The following is a 19,220-nucleotide window of genomic DNA, read 5'->3' as shown; positions in this document are numbered from 1 at the left end:
ATGGGGGGAGTACCTCGAGCGGCCGTCAGCATGGCGTGGCGCAGCGCGCCCACGCCATTCGGCGACCCAGTAGGGTCAGGCGGCTGCCTGCATCGCCAGCGCGGTATCCAGCATGCGGTTGGAGAAGCCCCACTCGTTGTCGTACCAGGCCATGACCTTGACCAGACGACCGTTGACGCGGGTGTGGTTGGCGTCGAAGGTCGAGGAGTTGGGGTCGTGGTTGAAGTCGATCGAGACCAGCGGCTGGGCGTTGACCGCCAGCACCGGCGAGGCGGCAGCGGCCTTCTCGACGATCTGGTTGATCTCCTCCTTGGTGGTGTCACGGCCCGCGGTGAAGGTCAGGTCGACCAGCGAGACATTGATCACCGGCACACGCACCGCCAGACCGTCCAGCTTGCCGTTGAGCTCAGGCAGCACCAGGCCCACTGCCGCGGCGGCACCGGTCTTGGTCGGAATCATCGACTGGGTGGCGCTACGCGCGCGGTACGGGTCCTTGTGATAGACGTCGGAAAGATTCTGGTCGTTGGTGTAGGCGTGGACCGTGGTCATCAGACCATTCTCGATACCCACGGCATCCTGCAGCGCCTTGGCCACCGGTGCCAGGCAGTTGGTGGTGCAGGAAGCATTGGAGACCACACGGTGCTCGGCCTTCAGCACCTGCTCGTTGACGCCGTACACGATGGTGGCGTCGGCATCGGGGCTGGGCGCCGAGATCAGCACGCGGGCGGCGCCAGCCTCGATGTGCTTGGCGGCCGCGTCACGCTTGGTGAACAACCCGGTGCACTCCATCACCAGATCGACGTTCAGCGACTGCCACGGCAGCTGGGCTGGATCGCGCTCCGAGAGGATGCGGATACTGTCACCGTCTACGCTCAGAGTCTCGCTGTCGTGACCGACATCGAAGCCGAAGCGGCCATGCACGCTGTCGTGACGCAGCAGGTGAGCGTTCAGCGCCGGGTCACCCAGGTCGTTGATGGCGACGACCTGGATGCGATCGCGGTAGCCGTTCTCGTAGAGCGCGCGGAGTACGTTGCGACCGATACGGCCGAATCCGTTGATGGCGACACGCAAAGTCATGGTGCTCTCTCCTCTCAGATGGCGAAACCCCGAGCGGGACGGGGCGATCGATGGGTCACGAGGCCGGGGCACTGCGGCAACCCGGGGCAGTCTCGAAGCCTGAACTGACGATAGTCCTTGACTGCTGACAGTCTAGAACATCGCGCCATGAAAAAATATTACCCCGAAAGACTAATACCAACGCCGCATTCACGGCTACCGGGCATTTTTTTTGGTAAGTTTACCAAACAACCACGACAGCTCGATGAGGCAGACCCTGATGCTCAACCCCACGATCGACCGCGTGACTCGACGTATCGAAGACCGTTCCGCCGACCGTCGTCGCCTCTATGAGGAACGCATGGCGCGCCAGCACCGGCGTGGCGTGCATCGCGGCGAGCTCTCCTGCGGCAACCTGGCCCACGGCTTCGCCGCCTGCGGCGCCGGCGACAAGAACAGTCTCAAGCTGATGAACAGCGCCAACATCGGCATCGTCTCCTCCTACAATGACATGCTCTCGGCGCACCAACCCCTCGAACACTTCCCCGAGCTGATCAAGCAGGCCGCCCGCGGCATGGGCTGCACCGCCCAGTTCGCCGGTGGCGTGCCGGCGATGTGCGACGGTGTCACCCAGGGCCAGCCCGGCATGGAGCTGTCACTCTTCTCCCGTGACGTGATCGCCATGGCCACCGCCGTGGCGCTGTCGCACAACATGTTCGACGGCGCCCTCTACCTCGGTGTATGCGACAAGATCGTGCCGGGACTGTTCATCGGCGCGGCCCGCTTCGGCCATCTGCCGGCGCTGTTCGTCCCCGCCGGCCCCATGCCCAGCGGTCTGCCCAACAACGAGAAATCGCGCATCCGCCAGCTCTATGCCGAAGGCAAGGTCGGCCGCGATGCGCTGCTCGAGGCGGAGTCGGAGTCCTATCACAGCCCCGGCACCTGCACCTTCTACGGTACCGCCAACTCCAACCAGCTGATGCTGGAGATGATGGGGCTGCACCTGCCGGGCACCTCCTTCGTCAATCCCGGCACCCCGCTGCGCGACGCCATCACCCGCTACGGCACCGAGCAGGTGATTCGCAACAGCGAACAGGGCGGCGACTACCACCCCTTCTATCGCCAGATCACTGCCAAGGCGATCGTCAACGCGATGATCGGCCTGCTCGCCTCCGGCGGCTCGACCAACCACACCCTCCACCTGGTGGCGATGGCCGCGGCGGTCGGCATCACCATCACCTGGGACGACTTCGCCGAGCTGTCGACGGTGATCCCCAGCCTGACCCGGATCTATCCCAACGGCCAGGCCGACGTGAACCACTTCCATGCCGCCGGCGGGGTCAGCCTGCTGGTGCGCGAGCTGCTCGGGGCGGGGCTGATGCACGCCGACGTCAAGAGCGCCTTCGGTACCGACATGCACGCCTACACCCAGGAGCCGTTCCTCGACGGCGACCAGCTGGTGTGGCGCGAAGGGGCCCGCGAGAGCCTCGACGAAGAGGTGGTGCGTCCGGTGGCCCGGGCCTTCTCCCCCACCGGCGGCCTGGCGGTACTTGACGGCAACCTGGGCCGCGGCGTGATCAAGGTCTCCGCGGTCAAGCCGGAACAGCGTCGCGTCGAGGCGCCGGTGCGCATCTTCGACGACCAGAGCCAGGTCAAGGCGGCGTTCGAAGGCGGCGAACTCGACCGCGACGTGATCGTGGTGGTGCGCTTCCAGGGGCCGCGGGCCAATGGCATGCCCGAGCTGCATCAGTTGACGCCCTTCCTGGGGGTGCTGCAGGATCGCGGCCACCGCGTCGCCCTGGTCACCGACGGGCGCATGTCGGGCGCCTCGGGCAAGGTCCCGGCGGCCATCCATGTCACCCCGGAAGCGGTCGACGCCGGCCCGCTGGCCTATCTGCGCGACGGCGACGTGGTCAGCCTCGATCCGGACAACGGTGAACTCCGCGCGTTGGTCGACGCCGCCGAATGGGCCAGTCGCGAACCTGCAATCTGCGACCTGGATCATTATCATCACGGCATGGGCCGCGAACTCTTCGCCGGCTTCAGACAACTGGTCGGCGGCGCCGAAGAAGGGGCCGCCGTCTTCGGTGGCTTCGACGCCGCCGATCTGCCCGGAGGGCACTCATGACGACACTCGCCTTGATCGGCGATATCGGCGGGACCAACGCCCGCTTCGCCCTGGTCGCCCCCGGCAGCGTCGAGCTGCAGGCGATCGAGACCCTGCCCTGCAATCATTACGCAGGGCTGGTCGAAGCGATCCAGGCCTACCTCGAGAAGGTCGGCGCCGAGCCCCCCAGCGAGGCGTGCCTGGCCTTCGCCTGCCCGGTGCACGAAGACTGGGTCAAGATGACCAACAACGACTGGGCGTTCTCCAAGAAGGCGGTCGCGGAAACGCTGGGCCTGGGTACCTTCAAGATCATCAACGACTTCACCGCCCAGGCTCTGGGCATCCCCCATATCGATGCCAAGGACCTGACGCCGGTGGGTGACGGCGAGGCCGAGCCGCGCCGCCCGCGGCTGGTGATCGGCCCGGGGACCGGCCTGGGCATGGCCGGCCTGGTGCCGAGCCAGCGCCACTGGATCCCGTTGACCACCGAGGGCGGCCACGCCACCTTCGCCCCCACCGACGAGCGCGAGCGTCAGATCCTGGACTTCTTCCGCGCACGCTATGGCCGGGTCTCGATCGAGCGCCTGCTGTGCGGCCAGGGAATGCTCGATCTCTATCTCGCCCACGCCGCGCTGCTGGGCGTCACTCCCGGCTACAACTCCCCCGCCGAGGTCACCGGTGCGGCGCGGGCCGGCGATCGGGTCGCGCGCGAGACGCTGATGCGCTTTCTCAAGATTCTGGGCAGCGTCTGCGGCGACGCCGCACTCACCCTGGGCGCGCTGGGCGGGGTCTATCTCTGTGGCGGCATCACGCCGCGCCTGATCGAGTGGCTGCCGCGCAGCGATTTCCGCCGCGCCTTTGCCGACAAGGGACGGCTGAGCGCTTACACTGCCGGCATCCCCACCTGGGTGGTGACGGCGCCGTGGACCGGCCTGCTGGGCGCGGCGGAAGCTCTGCATAACGAGGAAGTGACATGATTCCCGATACGCTCGCCGATCTGATCGCGGCGACCGACGGCCAGCGCGAGACGACCTGGGAAGGCCGCCGAGTGCTGCTGATCAATGCCGACTGGGGCCAACTCGCGCTCTCGCTGCAGGGCGCGCAGGTCCTGCACTTTTTGCCTTTCCCGCCCGATGCCGCAGGCGACCGGCCGGTGCCCGACCCGCAGGATGGTTGGCTCTGGGTGACGCCCACTCCACAGGCGCTGCCGGGGGCGATTCGCGGCGGTATTCCGCTGTGCTGGCCGTGGTTCGCCGATGAGTCGCCTGACGGCAAGGGGCCGATGCACGGCCCGGCGCGCACCGCCGAGTGGCGCCTGGACGCGGTCGACGAGGATATCTCCGGCAGCGGGGTCGAGATCCATCTCTCGCCGCAGGAACGCCTGCACGACGAGCTGACACCCAATGTGGTGGTCCACGCCAACGCGCACAAGCTCAGCGTCGAGCTGTTCACCCGCCACACCGGCACCACGCCGGTCAAGCTGACCGGCGCGCTGCACACCTACTTCGCGGTCGCCGATACGCATCGCTGCCGCGTCGAGGGACTGGCAGGCGCGCGCTATCTGGACAAGCTCGAGCGCTTCGCCGAGAAGCAGCAGCAGGGCGAGCTGGGTATCCGCGGCGCGCTGGATCGCATCTACCAGTCCAACCGCCCGGTGGTGCTGGACGACGGCCAGCGGCGCCTGCTGATCACCAAGCAGGGCAGCGACTCCACCGTGGTGTGGCATCCGGGCGAGGGCCTGCCGGGAGACACCCCTGCCGAGGTCGGCCAACGCTTCCTCTGCGTCGAGGCCGCCTGCACCCGGGTCGACCCTGTCTGGCTGGTCCCCGACGGGCAGCACCTGCTGGCCACCACCATCGTCAAGGCATCCGATCATGACTGAGACGCCGGTATTCGACGTCCCCTTCATCCTGGGCACGATGCGTCTTCACGAGCGCCCCGAGTTCGCCGATCCCGAGACGCTCGGCGACTGGCTGCAACGCCGCGTCGACCAAGGGCTCAACTGGTTCGACCACGCCGATATCTACGCCGACCAGCAGTGCGAGCAGCGCTTCGGCGACGCCCTGCGGCGGCGCCCGGCACTCAGGGCACAGATCCATCTCGTCACCAAGGGCGGCATCGTGCTGCCCAGGCGCGATCGCTCCGCGTTCGGGGTCAAGCACTACGACACCTCAGCGGACTATCTCGGCGCTAGCATCGACGGCTCCCTCGCCCGCCTCGGGGTCGAGCGGCTCGACCACTATCTGCTTCACCGGCCGGATCCGCTGATGGACGCCGAGGCCACCGGCCGCGCCCTCGACGCCGCCATCGACGCCGGCAAGGTGGGCACAGTGGGGGTCTCCAACTTCCTTCCCGAGCAGTGGCGGCGCCTGCAGGCGGCGATGCACCACCGCCTGGGGGCGCACCAGTTGAAGCTCTCGCTGGCCCATCCGGATGCCCTGTTCGACGGTTTCTACGACGCCATCGTCGCCGATGGCCTCGCGCCCATGGCGTGGTCGCCGCTGGGCGGCGGCTCGGTGTTCGAGGACGTGCTCGGCAGCGCGCTCTCCCAGCTCGCCGAGCGTCTCGACTCGACCACCGCCGGGCTCGCGCTGGCCTGGCTGCGGCGCCTGCCGGGGCGGCCGATCCCGGTCATCGGCACCTTGAACGAAAAACGTATCGAAAGTCTGCTGGCGAACGGTAATCTCGAACTCGACCGCCCGACCTGGTTTGCCCTGCTCGAGGAAGCACGCAGCCACCGGGTGCCCTGAGTACCGCCGGCGCTGATTGGCCACCACCTGGATCCGGGGAAACGCTGAATCAATCGCTGAGCGAGAGGGTACGCGCGGCGCACGGCACGCAGAACACGAGTCATGAGATCGGATCAGACGAGTGTTCGACCGCGCTGGCACCCCCGTATCACGCCACAAAGCGACTCGCTCGCGCAGGCATTGAGGCAGCGTGTCCACAAGACCGCCATGGAGATCGCTAACACCATGACCCCCATCATCGCCTTCGGCGAAGCCCTCGTCGATATGCTCTCCAGCCGCCTGGGCGACGACACCGGGCCCGAGACATTCACCCCCTATGCCGGCGGCGCGCCCGCCAATGCGGCCGTGGCCTGCGCTCGTCAGGGCCTGCCCAGCGTGTTCCTGGGCATGATCGGCGACGACCGCTTCGGCGACTTCATCGTCGAGGCACTCGACGCCCACGGTGTCGATACCCAGCACGTGGTGCGCACCCGCGCGGCACGCACTGCCCTCGCCTTCGTCTCTCGCGATAGCGAGGGCGAACGCCAGTTCGACTTCTACCGGCCGCCGGCGGCAGATCTGCTCTACCGCCGCGAACACCTGCCCTCGGGCATCTTCGCCGAGCCGGCACTGGTGCACCTGTGCAGCAACAGCCTCACCGATACCGAGATCGCCCGCACCACCCTGGATCTGGCCAGTATCGCCCGCCGTGGCGGCTGTCTGATCAGCGTCGACGCCAACCTGCGCCCGCTGCTATGGCCCCAGGGCCGGGTCGACGTGGCGCTGGTCGAGCAGCTGCTCGAGCGCGCCCACCTGATCAAGCTCTCCCGGGAGGAGCTCGACCAACTACGCGGCGACCGGGGCGTCGACGAGTGGATCAGCGCCAGGCTGGCCCGCGGCACGCGCATGATCGTGATCACCGATGGCCCCGGTCCGGTGGTGGCACATCTCGCCGAGCGCCGGCTGCAGGTGTCACCGCCCCAGGTCAAGGCGGTCGACACCACCGCCGCGGGGGACGCCTTCATCGGCGGCCTGCTGGCGTCCCTGTCCCGCGCCGACGTCACCTGCGAGACACTCACCGACTGGCTCGCCGACGACACCCAACTGGAAGCGGCGCTCACCTTCGCTGCCCGCTGCGGCGCCTTCACCGCCACGCGGGCCGGCGCCTTCGCCGCGCTGCCGGGCAGCTCAGACCTCGACGACCTCCCCACCTGACCCCACCAGTAGCGCGTGAAAGGCGCTCGCGGTGGAGGAGAGCTGCTGGTCGGCGCGGGTAACGACGCCGACCGGCCGCTCGATCACCGGGTCACGAAGCGCCAGACAGCGCACCCCCAGCGCCTCCATCTGCTCGCGACACAGCGCCGGCACCGCGCTCACGCCCAGCCCTTTGCCGACCAGCTGGCCCACGGTAGCCAGCTGGTGGCTCTCGAACGCCACCGGCAGGCTCACCCCGTGCCGCGCCAGCTGGCGTTCCAGCGCCACGCGCACCTGTGACGGCCGCTGCAGGGTGATGAACGGGTGATCGAGCAGCGTCGTCCAGGAGACCTCGCTCGCCACCGCCAACGCCGAATCCGGCGGCACCGCGGCGACGAAGCGGTCGAGATAGAGCGGCGTGAAGGCCAGCGCCTGCTGCGCCGGCGGCGCGAAGGCGATCCCGAACTCGACCCGCTGGGTCAGCACCATCTCCACCACCTGCTCGTTGATCACGTCATGGATGGTCACACCGATGCTCGGGTGGCGCTGACGGAAGGCGGCGATCAGCGGCGGCAGGCGGTTGGAGGCGAACGACGGCATGGCGGCGATCGCCAGATGCCCCTGCTGCAGGTGGAAGCGCCGACGCATGGCGTCCTCGACGTCGTCCCACTCCGCCAGCAGACGCCGCGCCAGCGGCAGCAGCGTCTCCCCCTCCGGTGTCAGCCGCACCTGGCGGGTGGTGCGCGAGAAGAGTGCCCCGCCGAGCTGCGACTCCAGCGATTTGACCGCCAGGCTGAGCGCCGACTGGGTCACATGCAGCCGCTCACAGGCCTTGGCGAAACTCAGGGTCTGGGCCACCGCGAGAAAGGCACGGAGCTGTTTGACGGTCATCAAAACGCCTCATTAATGAGAAAACCTCGATAATTATCGGCGAAAATAAATTTAATAACAGCGCGAGGAGCGGTCATAGTCATAGACACCGAGGTCGTCATGACCCGCAAAGTACAACGCCAACGCTCACACCGAGGCCCACCATGACCCAAACCGCCGAGACGCAAGAGAGCCGCCAGCGCGGCAAATGCTACCCCAGTGCGCAGGCCGCGCTAGATGGCCTGATCGAGGATGGCATGACCCTGGCCGTCGGCGGCTTCGGCCTGTGCGGCATCCCCGAAGCGCTGATTCAGGCCCTGCGCGACAGCGGCAAGCGCGACCTGACCGTGGCCAGCAACAACGCCGGCGTCGATGGCTTCGGCCTGGGACTGCTGCTCGAATCCCGCCAGATCAAGAAGATGCTCTCCTCCTACGTGGGCGAGAACAAGGAGTTCGAACGCCAGTACCTCTCCGGCGAACTGGAACTCGAGTTCTGCCCCCAGGGCACCCTGGCCGAGCGCCTGCGCGCCGGCGGGGCCGGGATCGCCGCTTTCTACACCCGCACCGGCTACGGCACCAAGATCGCCGAAGGCAAGGAGGTGCGGGAGTTCGACGGCGAGCACTATGTGATGGAGCGCGGCCTGCCGGTGGACGTGGCGCTGGTCAAGGCGCAGGTCGCCGACCGCGCCGGCAATCTGCGTTTCAACAAGACTGCGCGCAACTTCAACCCGCTCGCCGCCATGGCTGGCCGGGTGTGCGTCGCCGAGGTCGAGGAGATCGTCGAGACCGGCGCCCTCGACCCCGACGACATCCACCTGCCGGGTATCTTCGTCCATCGTCTGGTGCACAACCCGACCCCGGAGAAACGCATCGAGAAACGCACCCTGAGGGAGGGCAACTGAGATGGCCTGGAACAAGGAAGAGATGGCGCAACGCGCCGCCGGCGAACTGCGCGACGGCTTCTACGTCAATCTGGGGATCGGCCAGCCGACGCTGGTGGCCAACTATATCCCCGAGGGCATGGAGGTGTGGCTGCAGTCGGAGAACGGCCTGCTCGGTATCGGCCCCTTCCCCACCGCGGAGACCGTCGACCCGGATCTGATCAACGCCGGCAAGCAGACCGTCACCGCCCTGCCCGGCTCGAGCTACTTCGACAACGCGGAGTCCTTCGCCATGATCCGCGGCGGCAAGATCAATCTGGCGATCCTCGGCGCGATGCAGGTCTCGGCCAAGGGGGATCTGGCCAACTGGATGATCCCGGGCAAGATGGTCAAGGGCATGGGCGGCGCCATGGATCTGGTCGCCGGGGTCCAGCGCGTGGTGGTGCTGATGACCCACACCGCCAAGGGCGAACACAAGATTCTCGATGAGTGCAGCCTGCCGCTGACCGGCGTCGGCGTGGTCGATCGCATCATCACCGATCTCGGCGTGATGGACGTCACCGACCAGGGCCTGGCGTTGGTCGAGCTGGCCCCCGAGGTGACCTTCGAGGAGATCCGAGAGGCCACCGGCTGCGAGCTGATCGACCAGCGGGAGACACAGCATGCCTGATACCCACCACGACCGCGACGCGGTGATCGTCGCCGCCACGCGGACCCCCATCGGCACCTTCCAGGGGGCACTTTCCAGCGTGCCCGCCGTCACCCTGGGGGCCACGGTGATCCGTCGGGTGCTCGACGGCATCGACCCGGCCAGCGTCGACGAAGTGATCATGGGCCATGTGCTGCGCGCCGGCCTGGGCCAGAACACCGCGCGCCAGGCGGCGATCGAAGCCGGCCTGCCCGACGGCGTACCGGCGATGACCATCGACAAGGTGTGCGGCTCCGGGCTCAAGGCAGTGCATCTGGCGGCCCAGGCGATCCGCTGCGGCGATGCCGAGATCGTCGTCGCCGGTGGCATGGAGAACATGAGCCTGGCGCCCTATGTGCTGCCCAAGGCGCGCACCGGCCTGCGCATGGGGCACGCCGAACTGCTCGACAGCATGATTCAGGACGGCCTGTGGGACGCCTTCAACGACTACCACATGGGCATCACCGCGGAGAACCTGGCCGAGCAGTACGCGATCTCGCGCCAGGCCCAGGACGCCTACGCTGCCGAGTCCCAGCGCCGCGCGGTGGCCGCCCGCGACGCCGGGCGCTTCGACGCCGAGATCACCCCGGTCGCGGTACCCCAGCGGCGCGGCGACGCCATCATCGTCGAGCGTGACGAGCAGCCGCGCGAGGGCGTCAGTGCCGAGTCGCTGGCCAAGCTCAAGCCGGCCTTTCGCAAGGAGGGAACGGTCACCGCCGGCAACGCCTCGGCGATCAACGACGGCGCCAGCGCGCTGTTGATCATGAGCGCGGCACGCGCCCGCGAGCTGGGCCTGCCGGTGCTGGCGACCCTCCGCGCCAGCGCCAACGCCGCGGTCGACCCCGCCACCATGGGCATCGGCCCGGTACCGGCGACCCGGCGCTGTCTGGAACGTGCCGGCTGGACGCTCGCGCAGCTCGATCTGGTCGAGGCCAACGAAGCCTTCGCCGCCCAGACCCTGGCGGTGGCCAAGGAGCTCGGCTGGTCGGCCGACAAGGTCAACGTCAACGGCGGCGCCATTGCGCTGGGCCATCCGATCGGCGCCTCGGGAGCCCGCGTGCTGGTCACCCTGCTCTACGAGATGCAGCGCCGCGACGTCGCACGCGGGCTGGCCACGCTGTGCATCGGCGGCGGCCAGGGTGTCGCCACCGCGATCGAACGCAGCTGATCCCGACCCACGGCGGCCCGCGAGGCTCTCGCGCTTAGCGGGCCGTCCACCCCAGATCGATCCCCCAATCCGCCCCGGTCACCGCCGCGGCGCCATCGGAGACCAGGTAGGCCACCAGCTCGGCGACCTCGGCGGGTTCGATCAGGCGCTTGACCGCGGCCCCGGCGAGCATGATCTTTTCCACCACCTCGGCCTCGTCCATGGCGTTCAGACGCGCCTGATCGGCGATCTGCTTCTCCACCAGCGGTGTACGCACATAGGCCGGGCAGATGGCGTTGGCGGTGATGCCATGCTCGCCGCCTTCCAGTGCCGCGGTGCGGGTCAGGCCGATCAAGCCATGCTTGGCGCTGACGTAGGCTGCCTTGCCCGGCGAGGCCACCTTGGCGTGGATCGAGGCGACATTGACGATCCGCCCCCAACCGCCACGCTGCATATGGGGCCACGCCGCCTGAGTGAGCAGAAAGGGCGCGGTGAGCATCAGATCGAGAATCTGGCGCCACTTCTCCTCGGGGAAGTGGGCGATATCGGCAACATGCTGGATACCGGCATTGTTGACCAGAATATCGACGCCGCCGAACGCCTCAACCGCAGTGTCGATGGCACCGCGGCACTGAGCGCCGTCGGTCAGATCCGCCTCGAAAAAGTGCGCACCGGCAGACTCGGCCACCGCCCTGCCCTCGGGGTTGAAATCCACCGCCAGCACGCGCTGGCCACGGGCGGCCAGCGTCTCGACCACGGCACGCCCGATCCCGCTGGAGCTACCGGTAACCACCGCCACGCGTGGCGCTTCAGAGTGCGACGTAGGCGTCATGGGAAACCCTCTCTCGATATTCGATGATCGATGCGTCCAGCGCGTGACGGCAGGCCATTAGGTAAAGCCGCGAGCGCAGTACTTTTCAGAAGCCGTACGTTTCCGACAAGCCGTACGCTTCAGACCGTACCTAGCGCGGATAGCGCTGCGTCGCTTCGCGAGTCAAGCGTGTGATCTCGGCCCACGCCTCCTGATCGACCAGCGCCTTCGGCGCCATCCACGAGCCGCCCACACACATTACGTTGGGCAGTGCCAGATAGTCGGCGGCGTTGTCGACGGTCACCCCGCCGGTGGGGCAGAACAGTGCCTCGGGCAGTGGCCCGCCGAACGACTTGAGCGCCTTGGCACCGCCGTTGGCCTCGGCGGGGAAGAACTTGAAGCGGCGATAGCCGCGCTCCCAGCCGGTGACGACCTCGGAGACCGTGGCCACCCCCGGCAGCAGCGGTACCTCGCTGGCGATGCCGTGCTCGAACAGCGCCGGCGTGGTGCCCGGGGTGACCACGAAGTCGACCCCGAGCTCCTCGCAGATCCGGTACTGCTCGACACCGAGCACGGTGCCGGCGCCCAAGGTGACCTCCGGCAGCGCCTCACGGATGCGCTGCATCGCCTCCACCGCGCAGTCGGTGCGCAAGGTGATCTCGAGAACGTCGAGGCCACCGTCGACCAGCGCCTGCGCCAGCGGCACGGCGTGGTCGAGACGCTCGATGACCAGCACCGGGATGATCGAGGTGGCACGGCAGATGGCGTCGAGACGATCGATCTGCGCCTGCGGCAGGAGACGGGTGGTGGATGACATGACAAGGTTCCTCGTTGAATGATCGGTGACGGGCCCCGCTAGCCGGTGAGCCCAGAGCGTCGGCGCCCTAACCCCCGTGGCCGCCCTGCTCAGGGTGCCCAGTAGATCGCCAGCGGGCAGCTCAGAAAGGCCCGGATCGGCAGTTCGCGCACGTCGTCCCCCGCCAGCGCCCGGGCCAGCACCGTGCGCTTGGCGTCGCCGACGATATGCAGCGCATGCCGCCGGGCGGCGTGCAGACGCGCGGCGCTCAGGGTGATTCGGGGGTGGTTGGCGCTGGGCGCACGCACCGCCACCACCGCCTCGTCGCTGCACAACGCCAGCCCCAGTTCGAGGCTGTCGGGGAACAGCGAAGCGGTGTGGCCATCGCCGCCCATTCCCAGTACCACCAGGCTGGCCGGCCATGGCAGCGTATCGAGACGCTCGGCCACGCTCGCCACGCCCTCCTCCGGCGTGGCGTGGGCACTGGTCAGCGGGTGCAGGGTCGCCGCTGCCGCCGGCCCGGTCAGCAGCGTCTCACGCAGCAGGCGCGCATTGCTGTCGGGGTGATCGGCGTCGACCCAGCGCTCATCGGCCAGAGTGACATCGACCCGCGGCCAGTCGAGCGGCTGCGCGGCGAGGCGGCGCAAGAACGGCGCCGGGGTCGTGCCGCCGGAGAGCACCAGCAGCACCCGCGGCTGGCTCGCGAGATCGGCGGCAAGCGCCGCGGCGGCGGCCTCGGCGAGCTGCGCGCCGAGGCGCTCACGGCCGCTGTCAGCAGTTTTCATACTCAGCCGTCTTCATACTCAGTAGTCTTCATACCAGGAGCGCCCGTCCTGGGTGATCATGGCGATCGACGCCACCGGCCCCCAGGAGCCCGCAGGATAGCGCCGCGGCGGGATATCGCGCTTCTCCCAGCCGTCGATCAGCTGGTCGACCCACTTCCAGGCATATTCGACCTCATCGCGGCGTACGAACAGGTACTGCTGCCCCTTCATCACTTCCAGCAGCAGGCGCTCGTAGGCGTCGGGGATACGCGCCTTGGGGAAGGCGTGGTTGAAGTCGAGGTGCAGCGGGCCGGGACGCAGACGCATGCCCTTGTCGAGCCCGCCATCCTTGGTCAGCACCTGCAGCGCGATGCCCTCTTCCGGCTGCAGCCGGATCACCAGCTTGTTGGCGGCGAGGTTGCGCTGGTCGGGATCGAAGATGTAGTGCGGCTGCTGACGGAAGTGGATGACGATCTGCGACAGTTTCTCCGGCATGCGCTTGCCGGTGCGCAGGTAGAAAGGCACGCCGGCCCAGCGCCAGTTGGCGACCTCGAGACGCATGGCGACGAAGGTCTCGGTGGTGCTGGCAGTATTGGCGTCCTCTTCCTCCAGATAGCCGGGCACGTTCTCGCCGTCGATGGCGCCGGCGACGTACTGGCCGCGCACCACGTGGCGATTGAGCGCCTCGCCCTCGATCGGCTTGAGCGCCTTGAGCACCTTGACCTTCTCGTCGCGGATGGCGTCGGCGTCGAGGTTGGCCGGTGGGTCCATGGCCAGCATGGTGAGCAGCTGGAGCAGATGGTTCTGGACCATGTCGCGCAGCTGACCGGCCTTGTCGAAGTAGCCCCAGCGCCCCTCGATGCCGACCTGCTCGGCCACGGTGATCTCGACGTGGGAGATCTGGCTCTGGTTCCACTGGTTGCCGAACATCGGGTTGGCGAAGCGCAGCGCGATCAGGTTCTGCACCGTCTCCTTGCCCAGGTAGTGGTCGATGCGATAGATCCGCGACTCGGGGAAGACCGCGCCGATGGCGTCGTTGATCTCGTGGGAGGAGGCGAGGTCGTAACCGATCGGCTTCTCGACCACCACGCGCGAGGCGTCGTCGAGACTGCCGCTGCGCTCCAGGTTGGCGCAGATGGCGCCGTAGATGCTCGCCGGCACCGCCAGATAGACGGTCAGCGGGCACTGGTCATCGGCGCTGCGGGCGTGCCAGTCACGGATCTGCTCATAGCCGTCGACGGTATCGAAGTCGAGCTGGCAGTAGTCCAGGCGCGCCAGGAAGCGGTCGATGCAGGCTTGATCCTGCTCCTTCGGCTTGACCCGCTTCTTGAGCATGCCCAGCACCGTCTCACGGAAGCTGTCGGCGTCTTTCTCGCGTCGGGCCAGGCCGAGAATGCGCGTCTGCTCGCCCAGCAGGCCATCCCGGTCGAGATGGTAGAGTGCCGGGTAGAGCTTGCGTAGCGCCAGATCACCCAGCGCCCCGAACAGCGCCAGATCCACATTGGGCGTTGCCTCTCGAGACATTGCCTCCCTCCGCTTGAGTGGTTAATTTACGAATAAAATACGCCATTCCGGGCCGAGTTGACACGCGACTTGCGCATCACATGCCCACGACGACGCTCGATTCGGTCACTAACTTACCGTTTGCGGTCGAGCGCTCGTCCAGCATCGCTTGGCGCCACCGGCGCCGCGGGCTAGGATGCAGGGTTTGTGTCAAACAGTGATGGCACGCCCCGCTGCCAGGAGACTCACCGCTAGCATGGCCAACCACGATCTCATCGCCCGGATCCGAACGCGGATCGACGAGCTGAACCGATCGGAACGCAAGGTCGCCGACGTGATTCTGCGCGACCCCAATGCCGCGATTGGCATGAGCATAGCCACTCTGGCACAGGCTGCCACGGTGAGCGAACCGACCGTCAACCGATTCTGCCGCAACTTCGACACCAAGGGTTATCCCGACTTCAAGATCCAGCTGGCGCAGAGCCTGGCCGGCGGTACGCCCTATGTCAGCCGCAGCGTGGAGAGCGACGACGACGCCAGCGCCTACACCGACAAGATCATCGGTGCGACCATCGCCGCCCTCGACGAAGCGCGGCGCACGGTCGACCCCAAACGCATCGAGCGTGTGGTCGATCATCTCTCGCAGGCGCGTCAGATCAACTTCTTCGCCCTCGGCGCCTCGGCCCCCGCCGCCTTCGACGCCCACAACAAGTTCTTCCGCTTCAATCTGCCGGTCTCGGCGCACAACGACGTGCTGACCCAGCGCATGATCGCCGCCGCTGCGCATACCGGCGACGTCATCGTGGTGATCTCCTATACCGGGCGCACCCGCGAGTTGGTCGAGGTGGCCCAGCTCGCCAGCGAGAGCGGTGCCACCGTGATCGGCATCACCCGCGAGGGCTCGCCGCTGGCCGACGTGTGCACCGATCTGCTGCCGGTCGATCTGGCCGAGGACACCGAGGTCTACATGCCGATGGCCTCACGCATGATCCACATGGCGCTGATCGACGTGCTCGCCACCGGCGTCACGCTGCGCCGCGGCAAGTCGTTCCTGCCGCATCTGCGCAAGATCAAGGAGAGCTTGCGCCCGACCAAGTTCCCGCCTACTGGGCGCTGAAGCGCACCACGAGACACCTTAAAGATCATAGGCAAAAGCGGTTACCATAGGCGCCCGAGGCGCGCACCCGAGCCGTTGGCTCGCGACTGCGCCTTCCCGATGACACACCTTTCTCGAGGTCACGCCATGCGCTGGTTGTTCGCTCTGGCTCTGATGCTGGTCGGCAGCGTCTCGCAAGCCGACACTTTCCGCTTCACCGCGATTCCCGACGAAGACCAGTCGCGCCTGGTCGAGCGCTTCTCCAAGGTCGCCGACTATCTCTCGGACAAGCTCGGGGTCGAGGTCCAATACGTGCCGGTGACCTCCTACGGCGCGGCGGTGACCGCCTTCCGCAACGACCAGGTGCAGCTGGCCTGGTTCGGCGGCCTCTCCGGGGTGCAGGCGCGCCGCCTGGTACCCGGCTCCCAGGCGATCGCCCAGGGCCAGGAGGACGCCGAGTTCCGCAGCTACTTCATCGCCAATCGGCAAGCCGACATCGCTCCTTCCGAGACGGCGCTGCCCGAGGCGGTGCGCGGCCACAGCTTCACCTTCGGTGCCAAGACCTCGACCTCGGGGCGGCTGATGCCCGAGCACTTCATCCGCCAGCGCTTCGATGCGGCCCCCGAGCAGGTATTCTCTCGGGTCGGCTTCTCCGGCGACCACTCGCGCACCATCGCCCTGGTCGAGTCCGGCACCTATGACGTCGGCGCGGTCAACTTCACCGTGTGGCAGGCGGCGGTCGCCGATGGCCGGGTGGATACCGACAAGGTGGCAGTGATCTGGAAGTCGCCCACCTATCCCGACTATCAGTGGACCCTGCGCGGCGATGTCGACGCGCGCTACGGCGAGGGCTTCAGTGCCAAGGTGCGCAAGGCGCTGCTCGACATGACCGACCCCGCCCTGCTTGAGAGCTTCCCTCGCTCCGGCTTCATCCCGGCCAGCAACGCCGACTATGCGCCGATCGAGGAGGTCGGTGAGTCGATCGGCGTGCTGCGCTGAGCGCGCGTGACACTCCTTCACTTCGACGGTGACGACCTGGGGCATGCCGACCGGGTCGTACTGCCAGGACTGTCGCTGACCCTGGCGCGCGGCCAGCAGGTAGCCCTGCTGGGCCAGAGCGGCGCCGGCAAGTCGACGCTGCTGGGGGCCATCCGCGCCCGGCTCGACCCGCTCGCCGCCTGGTGCCCACAGAGCCACGGCCTGGTGCCGCTGCTCTCGGTCTACCACAACGTCTATATGGGCCGGCTGGAGCGCCAAGGCGCCCTGGCCAACCTGCTCAACCTGCTGCGGCCGAACCGTGAAGCCTGGCAAGCGGTGGAGTCGCTGTGCGCCGAGCTCGGCCTCGACGGCCTGCTGCGCCGCCCGGTGGAGCGCCTCTCCGGCGGCCAGCGTCAGCGCGTGGCGATCGCCCGCGCCCTCTATCAGCAGCGCGAGATCTTTCTCGGCGACGAGCCGCTGGCCAGCGTCGACCCGCACCAGGCCTTGCGCCTGCTGCAGCGGATCCAGCGCCAGCACGCCACCAGCGTCATCGCACTGCACCAGCACCGCCTGGCGCTGAGCCACTTCGACCGGGTGATCGGGCTGCGCGACGGCCAGGTCCAGCTGGATGCCGCCAGCCGTGAACTCACCCTGGCCGATCTCGATGCGCTCTACCCCGACGCCTCGACCAGCGCCGCCGCAACGTCCGCATGAGCACCGCCCCCGGCTGGCTGCGTGGCGACAGCCCCGGCCTTACCCTCGCCCGGCGCTCGCTGGCGCTGGTAATCCTGTGTCTGCTGCTGCTGCCGCTGGCCGACCTCGAAGTCACCGCCGCCGCCCCCTGGGCGGAGCTGTGGCGCATGGCCCGCGGCCTGGCCTGGCCCGACTGGCTGGCCCTGGAGAACCCGCTCCACGCCATCGCCCTCACCGTCAGCGTGGCGCTGTGGGGCACCTTCCTCGGCGCGCTGCTGGGGTTCCCGCTGGCGCTGCTGTTTCCGCGTTCGCGCACGCTGCGCGCGCTGTGTGCCTTCGTCCGCGCGATCCACGAACTGTTCTGGGCCCTGCTGTTCCTGCAGGTGTTCGGGCTCTCGGCGGTCACCGCACTGGCCGCGCTGGCGATCCCCTATGCCGGGATCTTCGCCAAGGTCTATGCCGAGATCCTCGAGCTGACACCGCGCGCACCCTCAGCCGCCCTGCCCGCCGGCGTCGACCGTCTGTCACGCTTCATCTATGCCGAGCTGCCGCTGGTGTGGGAGCGCCTGGCGAGCTATACCCGCTACCGCTTCGAGTGCGCCATGCGCGCCAGCGTGCTGCTCGGCTTCGTCGGCCTGCCGACGCTGGGGTTCTATCTCGAGAGTGCCTTCCGCGAGGGCCGCTTCGGCGAAGCCGGGGCCCTGCTGTGGATCTTCTATCTGATGATCGCGACGCTGCACTGGTGGGGGCATCGCCGCCTGTTGCCGCTGCTGCTGGTCGCCGGGCTCTACTGGCTCGGGCCCTGGCCCCAGGTCGACGGCGCGCTGCTGTGGCGCTTCGTCAGCCACGACCTGTGGCCGGCATCGCTGCTCGCCGGCGACCCGGCAGGGCTGGTGGCCTGGGTGCGCGACATGCCGGACCTGCTGCCGGCGATCGGCAACACCCTGCTGCTGGCGCTGATGGGGATGGTGGGGAGTCTGGTGCTGGCGCTGCTGCTGTGGCCGCTGGCCAGCCGCCATTTCGGCAACCGCGCCAGCCGGGGGCTGGGCCGGCTGACCCTGGTGGTGGCGCGCTCGACTCCGGAGCTGATGCTGGCGTTCGTCTTGCTGCTGCTGCTGGGGCCATCGATGCTACCGGCGTGGCTGGCACTGGCGCTGCACAACGGCGCGCTGATCGCCTTCCTGGTGGCGCGCCACGCCGATGGCCTCACGCCAGGCATGTCCGGGCTGCCGGCGTCGGGGCGCTACGCCTATGAGCTGCTGCCGCGGCTCTACCCCAATCTGCTGGCACTGTTGTGCTACCGCGCCGAAGTGATCCTGCGCGAGACCGCGCTGCTGGGCATGCTCGGCGTCGCCACGCTGGGGTTCTACATCGACTCCAGCTTCGAGTATCTGATGTTCGATCAGGCACTCTTTCTGCTGCTGATCACCGCCGGGCTGAATATCGCGGTCGACGCCGCTGCCCGCCGCTTCCGCCCGCGCGAGGTGCCGGTCGACGATCCGTGCAGCCGATGAGCCGGGACGAAGGAAGCGAGTGGTCCCCCGCGACGACCCCACAAAAAAACAATGCCCAGCGGGAAGCCGGGCATCAAAGAGAACCTATCGGGTCGAATCCATCTACATGACGGCATCGCAATCTGCCGTCTCGCCGCGCGTCCCTGCGGCCGCACGCCATCCGTGGCGTGTGCGCGTCCTGCGCCTGGGATCTTCCTGATCCCTAACTTTACCTTGGGGAGAATAGCACCCTGCAAAAGTCTTGTACAACATTTTTCGAGCCCGGGTTGGCAAGCGTTATCGGCATGCGTAGGCTTGGCGCATCCGTGACCGGGGCCACGGCATGGCCCCGTGATCAGCGCCGCGGCCGCGAAAGTTAATCCAGATCAAGTCGGCGCGGGGTGAGTGGGGGTA

18 protein-coding genes are annotated in these 19,220 nt (G+C 67.9%); 12 read left to right on the top strand and 6 right to left on the bottom strand.

What is annotated here, in order from left to right; all coding sequences use genetic code 11:
• Positions 1-75: 75 nt before the first annotated feature.
• The gene (gap, locus tag DOM66_RS13295; protein ID WP_110690520.1) at positions 76-1,077 is read right to left on the bottom strand and encodes a type I glyceraldehyde-3-phosphate dehydrogenase; all 1,002 of its coding nucleotides are present in this window, start codon (positions 1,075-1,077) and stop codon (positions 76-78) included.
• A 244-nt stretch (positions 1,078-1,321) separates the two neighbouring features.
• Between gap and edd the strand changes: the two genes are divergently transcribed.
• The 5 genes from edd to DOM66_RS13270 all read left to right on the top strand — a co-directional run bounded on the left by edd (position 1,322) and on the right by DOM66_RS13270 (position 7,107).
• Positions 1,322-3,184: a phosphogluconate dehydratase gene (gene edd, locus DOM66_RS13290; protein ID WP_110690519.1), complete on the top strand. Its 1,863-nt coding sequence runs from the start codon at positions 1,322-1,324 to the stop codon at positions 3,182-3,184.
• A complete protein-coding gene (gene glk / locus DOM66_RS13285; RefSeq protein ID WP_110690518.1) occupies positions 3,181-4,140 on the top strand; it encodes a glucokinase in 960 nt (319 codons plus the stop codon). Before edd ends, glk begins: the two co-directional genes overlap by 4 nt.
• The gene (locus DOM66_RS13280; protein ID WP_110690517.1) at positions 4,137-5,045 is read left to right on the top strand and encodes a D-hexose-6-phosphate mutarotase; all 909 of its coding nucleotides are present in this window, start codon (positions 4,137-4,139) and stop codon (positions 5,043-5,045) included. Before glk ends, DOM66_RS13280 begins: the two co-directional genes overlap by 4 nt.
• Positions 5,038-5,913 (top strand): aldo/keto reductase, encoded by an 876-nt coding sequence (locus DOM66_RS13275; protein WP_110674588.1) that lies wholly within the window; start codon positions 5,038-5,040, stop codon positions 5,911-5,913. Before DOM66_RS13280 ends, DOM66_RS13275 begins: the two co-directional genes overlap by 8 nt.
• A gap of 225 nt (positions 5,914-6,138) precedes the next feature.
• The gene (locus tag DOM66_RS13270) at positions 6,139-7,107 is read left to right on the top strand and encodes a carbohydrate kinase family protein (protein ID WP_110690516.1); all 969 of its coding nucleotides are present in this window, start codon (positions 6,139-6,141) and stop codon (positions 7,105-7,107) included.
• Here DOM66_RS13270 and DOM66_RS13265 read toward each other — a convergent pair.
• Positions 7,081-7,977 carry a LysR family transcriptional regulator gene (locus DOM66_RS13265; RefSeq protein ID WP_110690515.1) on the bottom strand — a complete coding sequence of 299 codons (897 nt, stop codon included), beginning with the start codon at positions 7,975-7,977 and terminating at the stop codon, positions 7,081-7,083. The two genes, DOM66_RS13270 and DOM66_RS13265, sit on opposite strands and share 27 nt — an antisense overlap.
• A 143-nt stretch (positions 7,978-8,120) precedes the next feature.
• Between DOM66_RS13265 and DOM66_RS13260 the strand changes: the two genes are divergently transcribed.
• From DOM66_RS13260 to DOM66_RS13250, 3 genes are read left to right on the top strand one after another with little or no spacing between them, the layout of a single operon-like run.
• Positions 8,121-8,858, top strand: coding sequence for a CoA transferase subunit A (locus tag DOM66_RS13260; protein WP_110674591.1), 738 nt, complete (start codon positions 8,121-8,123; stop codon positions 8,856-8,858).
• A gap of 1 nt (position 8,859) precedes the next feature.
• Complete coding sequence (locus DOM66_RS13255; protein ID WP_110674592.1) at positions 8,860-9,507, top strand: CoA transferase subunit B; 648 nt, start codon at positions 8,860-8,862, stop codon at positions 9,505-9,507.
• The gene (locus DOM66_RS13250; RefSeq protein WP_110690514.1) at positions 9,500-10,693 is read left to right on the top strand and encodes an acetyl-CoA C-acetyltransferase; all 1,194 of its coding nucleotides are present in this window, start codon (positions 9,500-9,502) and stop codon (positions 10,691-10,693) included. Before DOM66_RS13255 ends, DOM66_RS13250 begins: the two co-directional genes overlap by 8 nt.
• Positions 10,694-10,727: 34 nt before the next feature.
• On the opposite strand, the gene DOM66_RS13245 is transcribed toward DOM66_RS13250, so the two are convergent.
• From DOM66_RS13245 to zwf, 4 genes are all read right to left on the bottom strand, one after another.
• The gene (locus DOM66_RS13245; RefSeq protein WP_110690513.1) at positions 10,728-11,504 is read right to left on the bottom strand and encodes a 3-hydroxybutyrate dehydrogenase; all 777 of its coding nucleotides are present in this window, start codon (positions 11,502-11,504) and stop codon (positions 10,728-10,730) included.
• Positions 11,505-11,634: 130 nt separating this feature from the next.
• Entirely contained in the window at positions 11,635-12,300 is a 666-nt protein-coding gene (locus tag DOM66_RS13240; protein ID WP_110674595.1) for a bifunctional 4-hydroxy-2-oxoglutarate aldolase/2-dehydro-3-deoxy-phosphogluconate aldolase, read from the bottom strand.
• An 89-nt stretch (positions 12,301-12,389) separates the two neighbouring features.
• Entirely contained in the window at positions 12,390-13,064 is a 675-nt protein-coding gene (gene pgl / locus DOM66_RS13235) for a 6-phosphogluconolactonase (protein WP_110690512.1), read from the bottom strand.
• Positions 13,065-13,082: 18 nt separating this feature from the next.
• Positions 13,083-14,567 carry a glucose-6-phosphate dehydrogenase gene (zwf, locus tag DOM66_RS13230; protein ID WP_110674597.1) on the bottom strand — a complete coding sequence of 495 codons (1,485 nt, stop codon included), beginning with the start codon at positions 14,565-14,567 and terminating at the stop codon, positions 13,083-13,085.
• Positions 14,568-14,802: 235 nt separating this feature from the next.
• Here zwf and hexR point away from each other — a divergent pair, with 235 nt between their 5' ends.
• From hexR to DOM66_RS13210, 4 genes are all read left to right on the top strand, one after another.
• Entirely contained in the window at positions 14,803-15,663 is an 861-nt protein-coding gene (gene hexR, locus DOM66_RS13225) for a transcriptional regulator HexR (protein WP_110674598.1), read from the top strand.
• 126 nt (positions 15,664-15,789) lie between these two features.
• Positions 15,790-16,641 (top strand): putative selenate ABC transporter substrate-binding protein, encoded by an 852-nt coding sequence (locus tag DOM66_RS13220; RefSeq protein WP_110690511.1) that lies wholly within the window; start codon positions 15,790-15,792, stop codon positions 16,639-16,641.
• 6 nt (positions 16,642-16,647) lie between these two features.
• Positions 16,648-17,334: an ATP-binding cassette domain-containing protein gene (locus DOM66_RS13215; RefSeq protein ID WP_110674600.1), complete on the top strand. Its 687-nt coding sequence runs from the start codon at positions 16,648-16,650 to the stop codon at positions 17,332-17,334.
• A complete protein-coding gene (locus tag DOM66_RS13210; protein WP_110690510.1) occupies positions 17,331-18,827 on the top strand; it encodes a PhnE/PtxC family ABC transporter permease in 1,497 nt (498 codons plus the stop codon). The genes DOM66_RS13215 and DOM66_RS13210 overlap by 4 nt, the downstream gene beginning before the upstream one ends.
• Positions 18,828-19,220: the final 393 nt, after the last annotated feature.

The organism is Salinicola endophyticus, assembly GCF_003206575.1.
Classification (GTDB): domain Bacteria; phylum Pseudomonadota; class Gammaproteobacteria; order Pseudomonadales; family Halomonadaceae; genus Salinicola; species Salinicola endophyticus.
This window is presented reverse-complemented; position numbering and strand designations above follow the sequence as displayed.

Excerpts from the sequence above, each read along its gene's own strand:
- gap (WP_110690520.1), bottom strand. The coding sequence starts at position 1,077 with ATGACTTTGCGTGTCGCCATCAACGGATTCGGCCGTATCGGTCGCAAC.
- edd (WP_110690519.1), top strand. The coding sequence starts at position 1,322 with ATGAGGCAGACCCTGATGCTCAACCCCACGATCGACCGCGTGACTCGA.
- glk (WP_110690518.1), top strand. The coding sequence starts at position 3,181 with ATGACGACACTCGCCTTGATCGGCGATATCGGCGGGACCAACGCCCGC.
- DOM66_RS13280 (WP_110690517.1), top strand. The coding sequence starts at position 4,137 with ATGATTCCCGATACGCTCGCCGATCTGATCGCGGCGACCGACGGCCAG.
- DOM66_RS13275 (WP_110674588.1), top strand. The coding sequence starts at position 5,038 with ATGACTGAGACGCCGGTATTCGACGTCCCCTTCATCCTGGGCACGATG.
- DOM66_RS13270 (WP_110690516.1), top strand. The coding sequence starts at position 6,139 with ATGACCCCCATCATCGCCTTCGGCGAAGCCCTCGTCGATATGCTCTCC.
- DOM66_RS13265 (WP_110690515.1), bottom strand. The coding sequence starts at position 7,977 with ATGACCGTCAAACAGCTCCGTGCCTTTCTCGCGGTGGCCCAGACCCTG.
- DOM66_RS13260 (WP_110674591.1), top strand. The coding sequence starts at position 8,121 with ATGACCCAAACCGCCGAGACGCAAGAGAGCCGCCAGCGCGGCAAATGC.
- DOM66_RS13255 (WP_110674592.1), top strand. The coding sequence starts at position 8,860 with ATGGCCTGGAACAAGGAAGAGATGGCGCAACGCGCCGCCGGCGAACTG.
- DOM66_RS13250 (WP_110690514.1), top strand. The coding sequence starts at position 9,500 with ATGCCTGATACCCACCACGACCGCGACGCGGTGATCGTCGCCGCCACG.
- DOM66_RS13245 (WP_110690513.1), bottom strand. The coding sequence starts at position 11,504 with ATGACGCCTACGTCGCACTCTGAAGCGCCACGCGTGGCGGTGGTTACC.
- DOM66_RS13240 (WP_110674595.1), bottom strand. The coding sequence starts at position 12,300 with ATGTCATCCACCACCCGTCTCCTGCCGCAGGCGCAGATCGATCGTCTC.
- pgl (WP_110690512.1), bottom strand. The coding sequence starts at position 13,064 with ATGAAAACTGCTGACAGCGGCCGTGAGCGCCTCGGCGCGCAGCTCGCC.
- zwf (WP_110674597.1), bottom strand. The coding sequence starts at position 14,567 with ATGTCTCGAGAGGCAACGCCCAATGTGGATCTGGCGCTGTTCGGGGCG.
- hexR (WP_110674598.1), top strand. The coding sequence starts at position 14,803 with ATGGCCAACCACGATCTCATCGCCCGGATCCGAACGCGGATCGACGAG.
- DOM66_RS13220 (WP_110690511.1), top strand. The coding sequence starts at position 15,790 with ATGCGCTGGTTGTTCGCTCTGGCTCTGATGCTGGTCGGCAGCGTCTCG.
- DOM66_RS13210 (WP_110690510.1), top strand. The coding sequence starts at position 17,331 with ATGAGCACCGCCCCCGGCTGGCTGCGTGGCGACAGCCCCGGCCTTACC.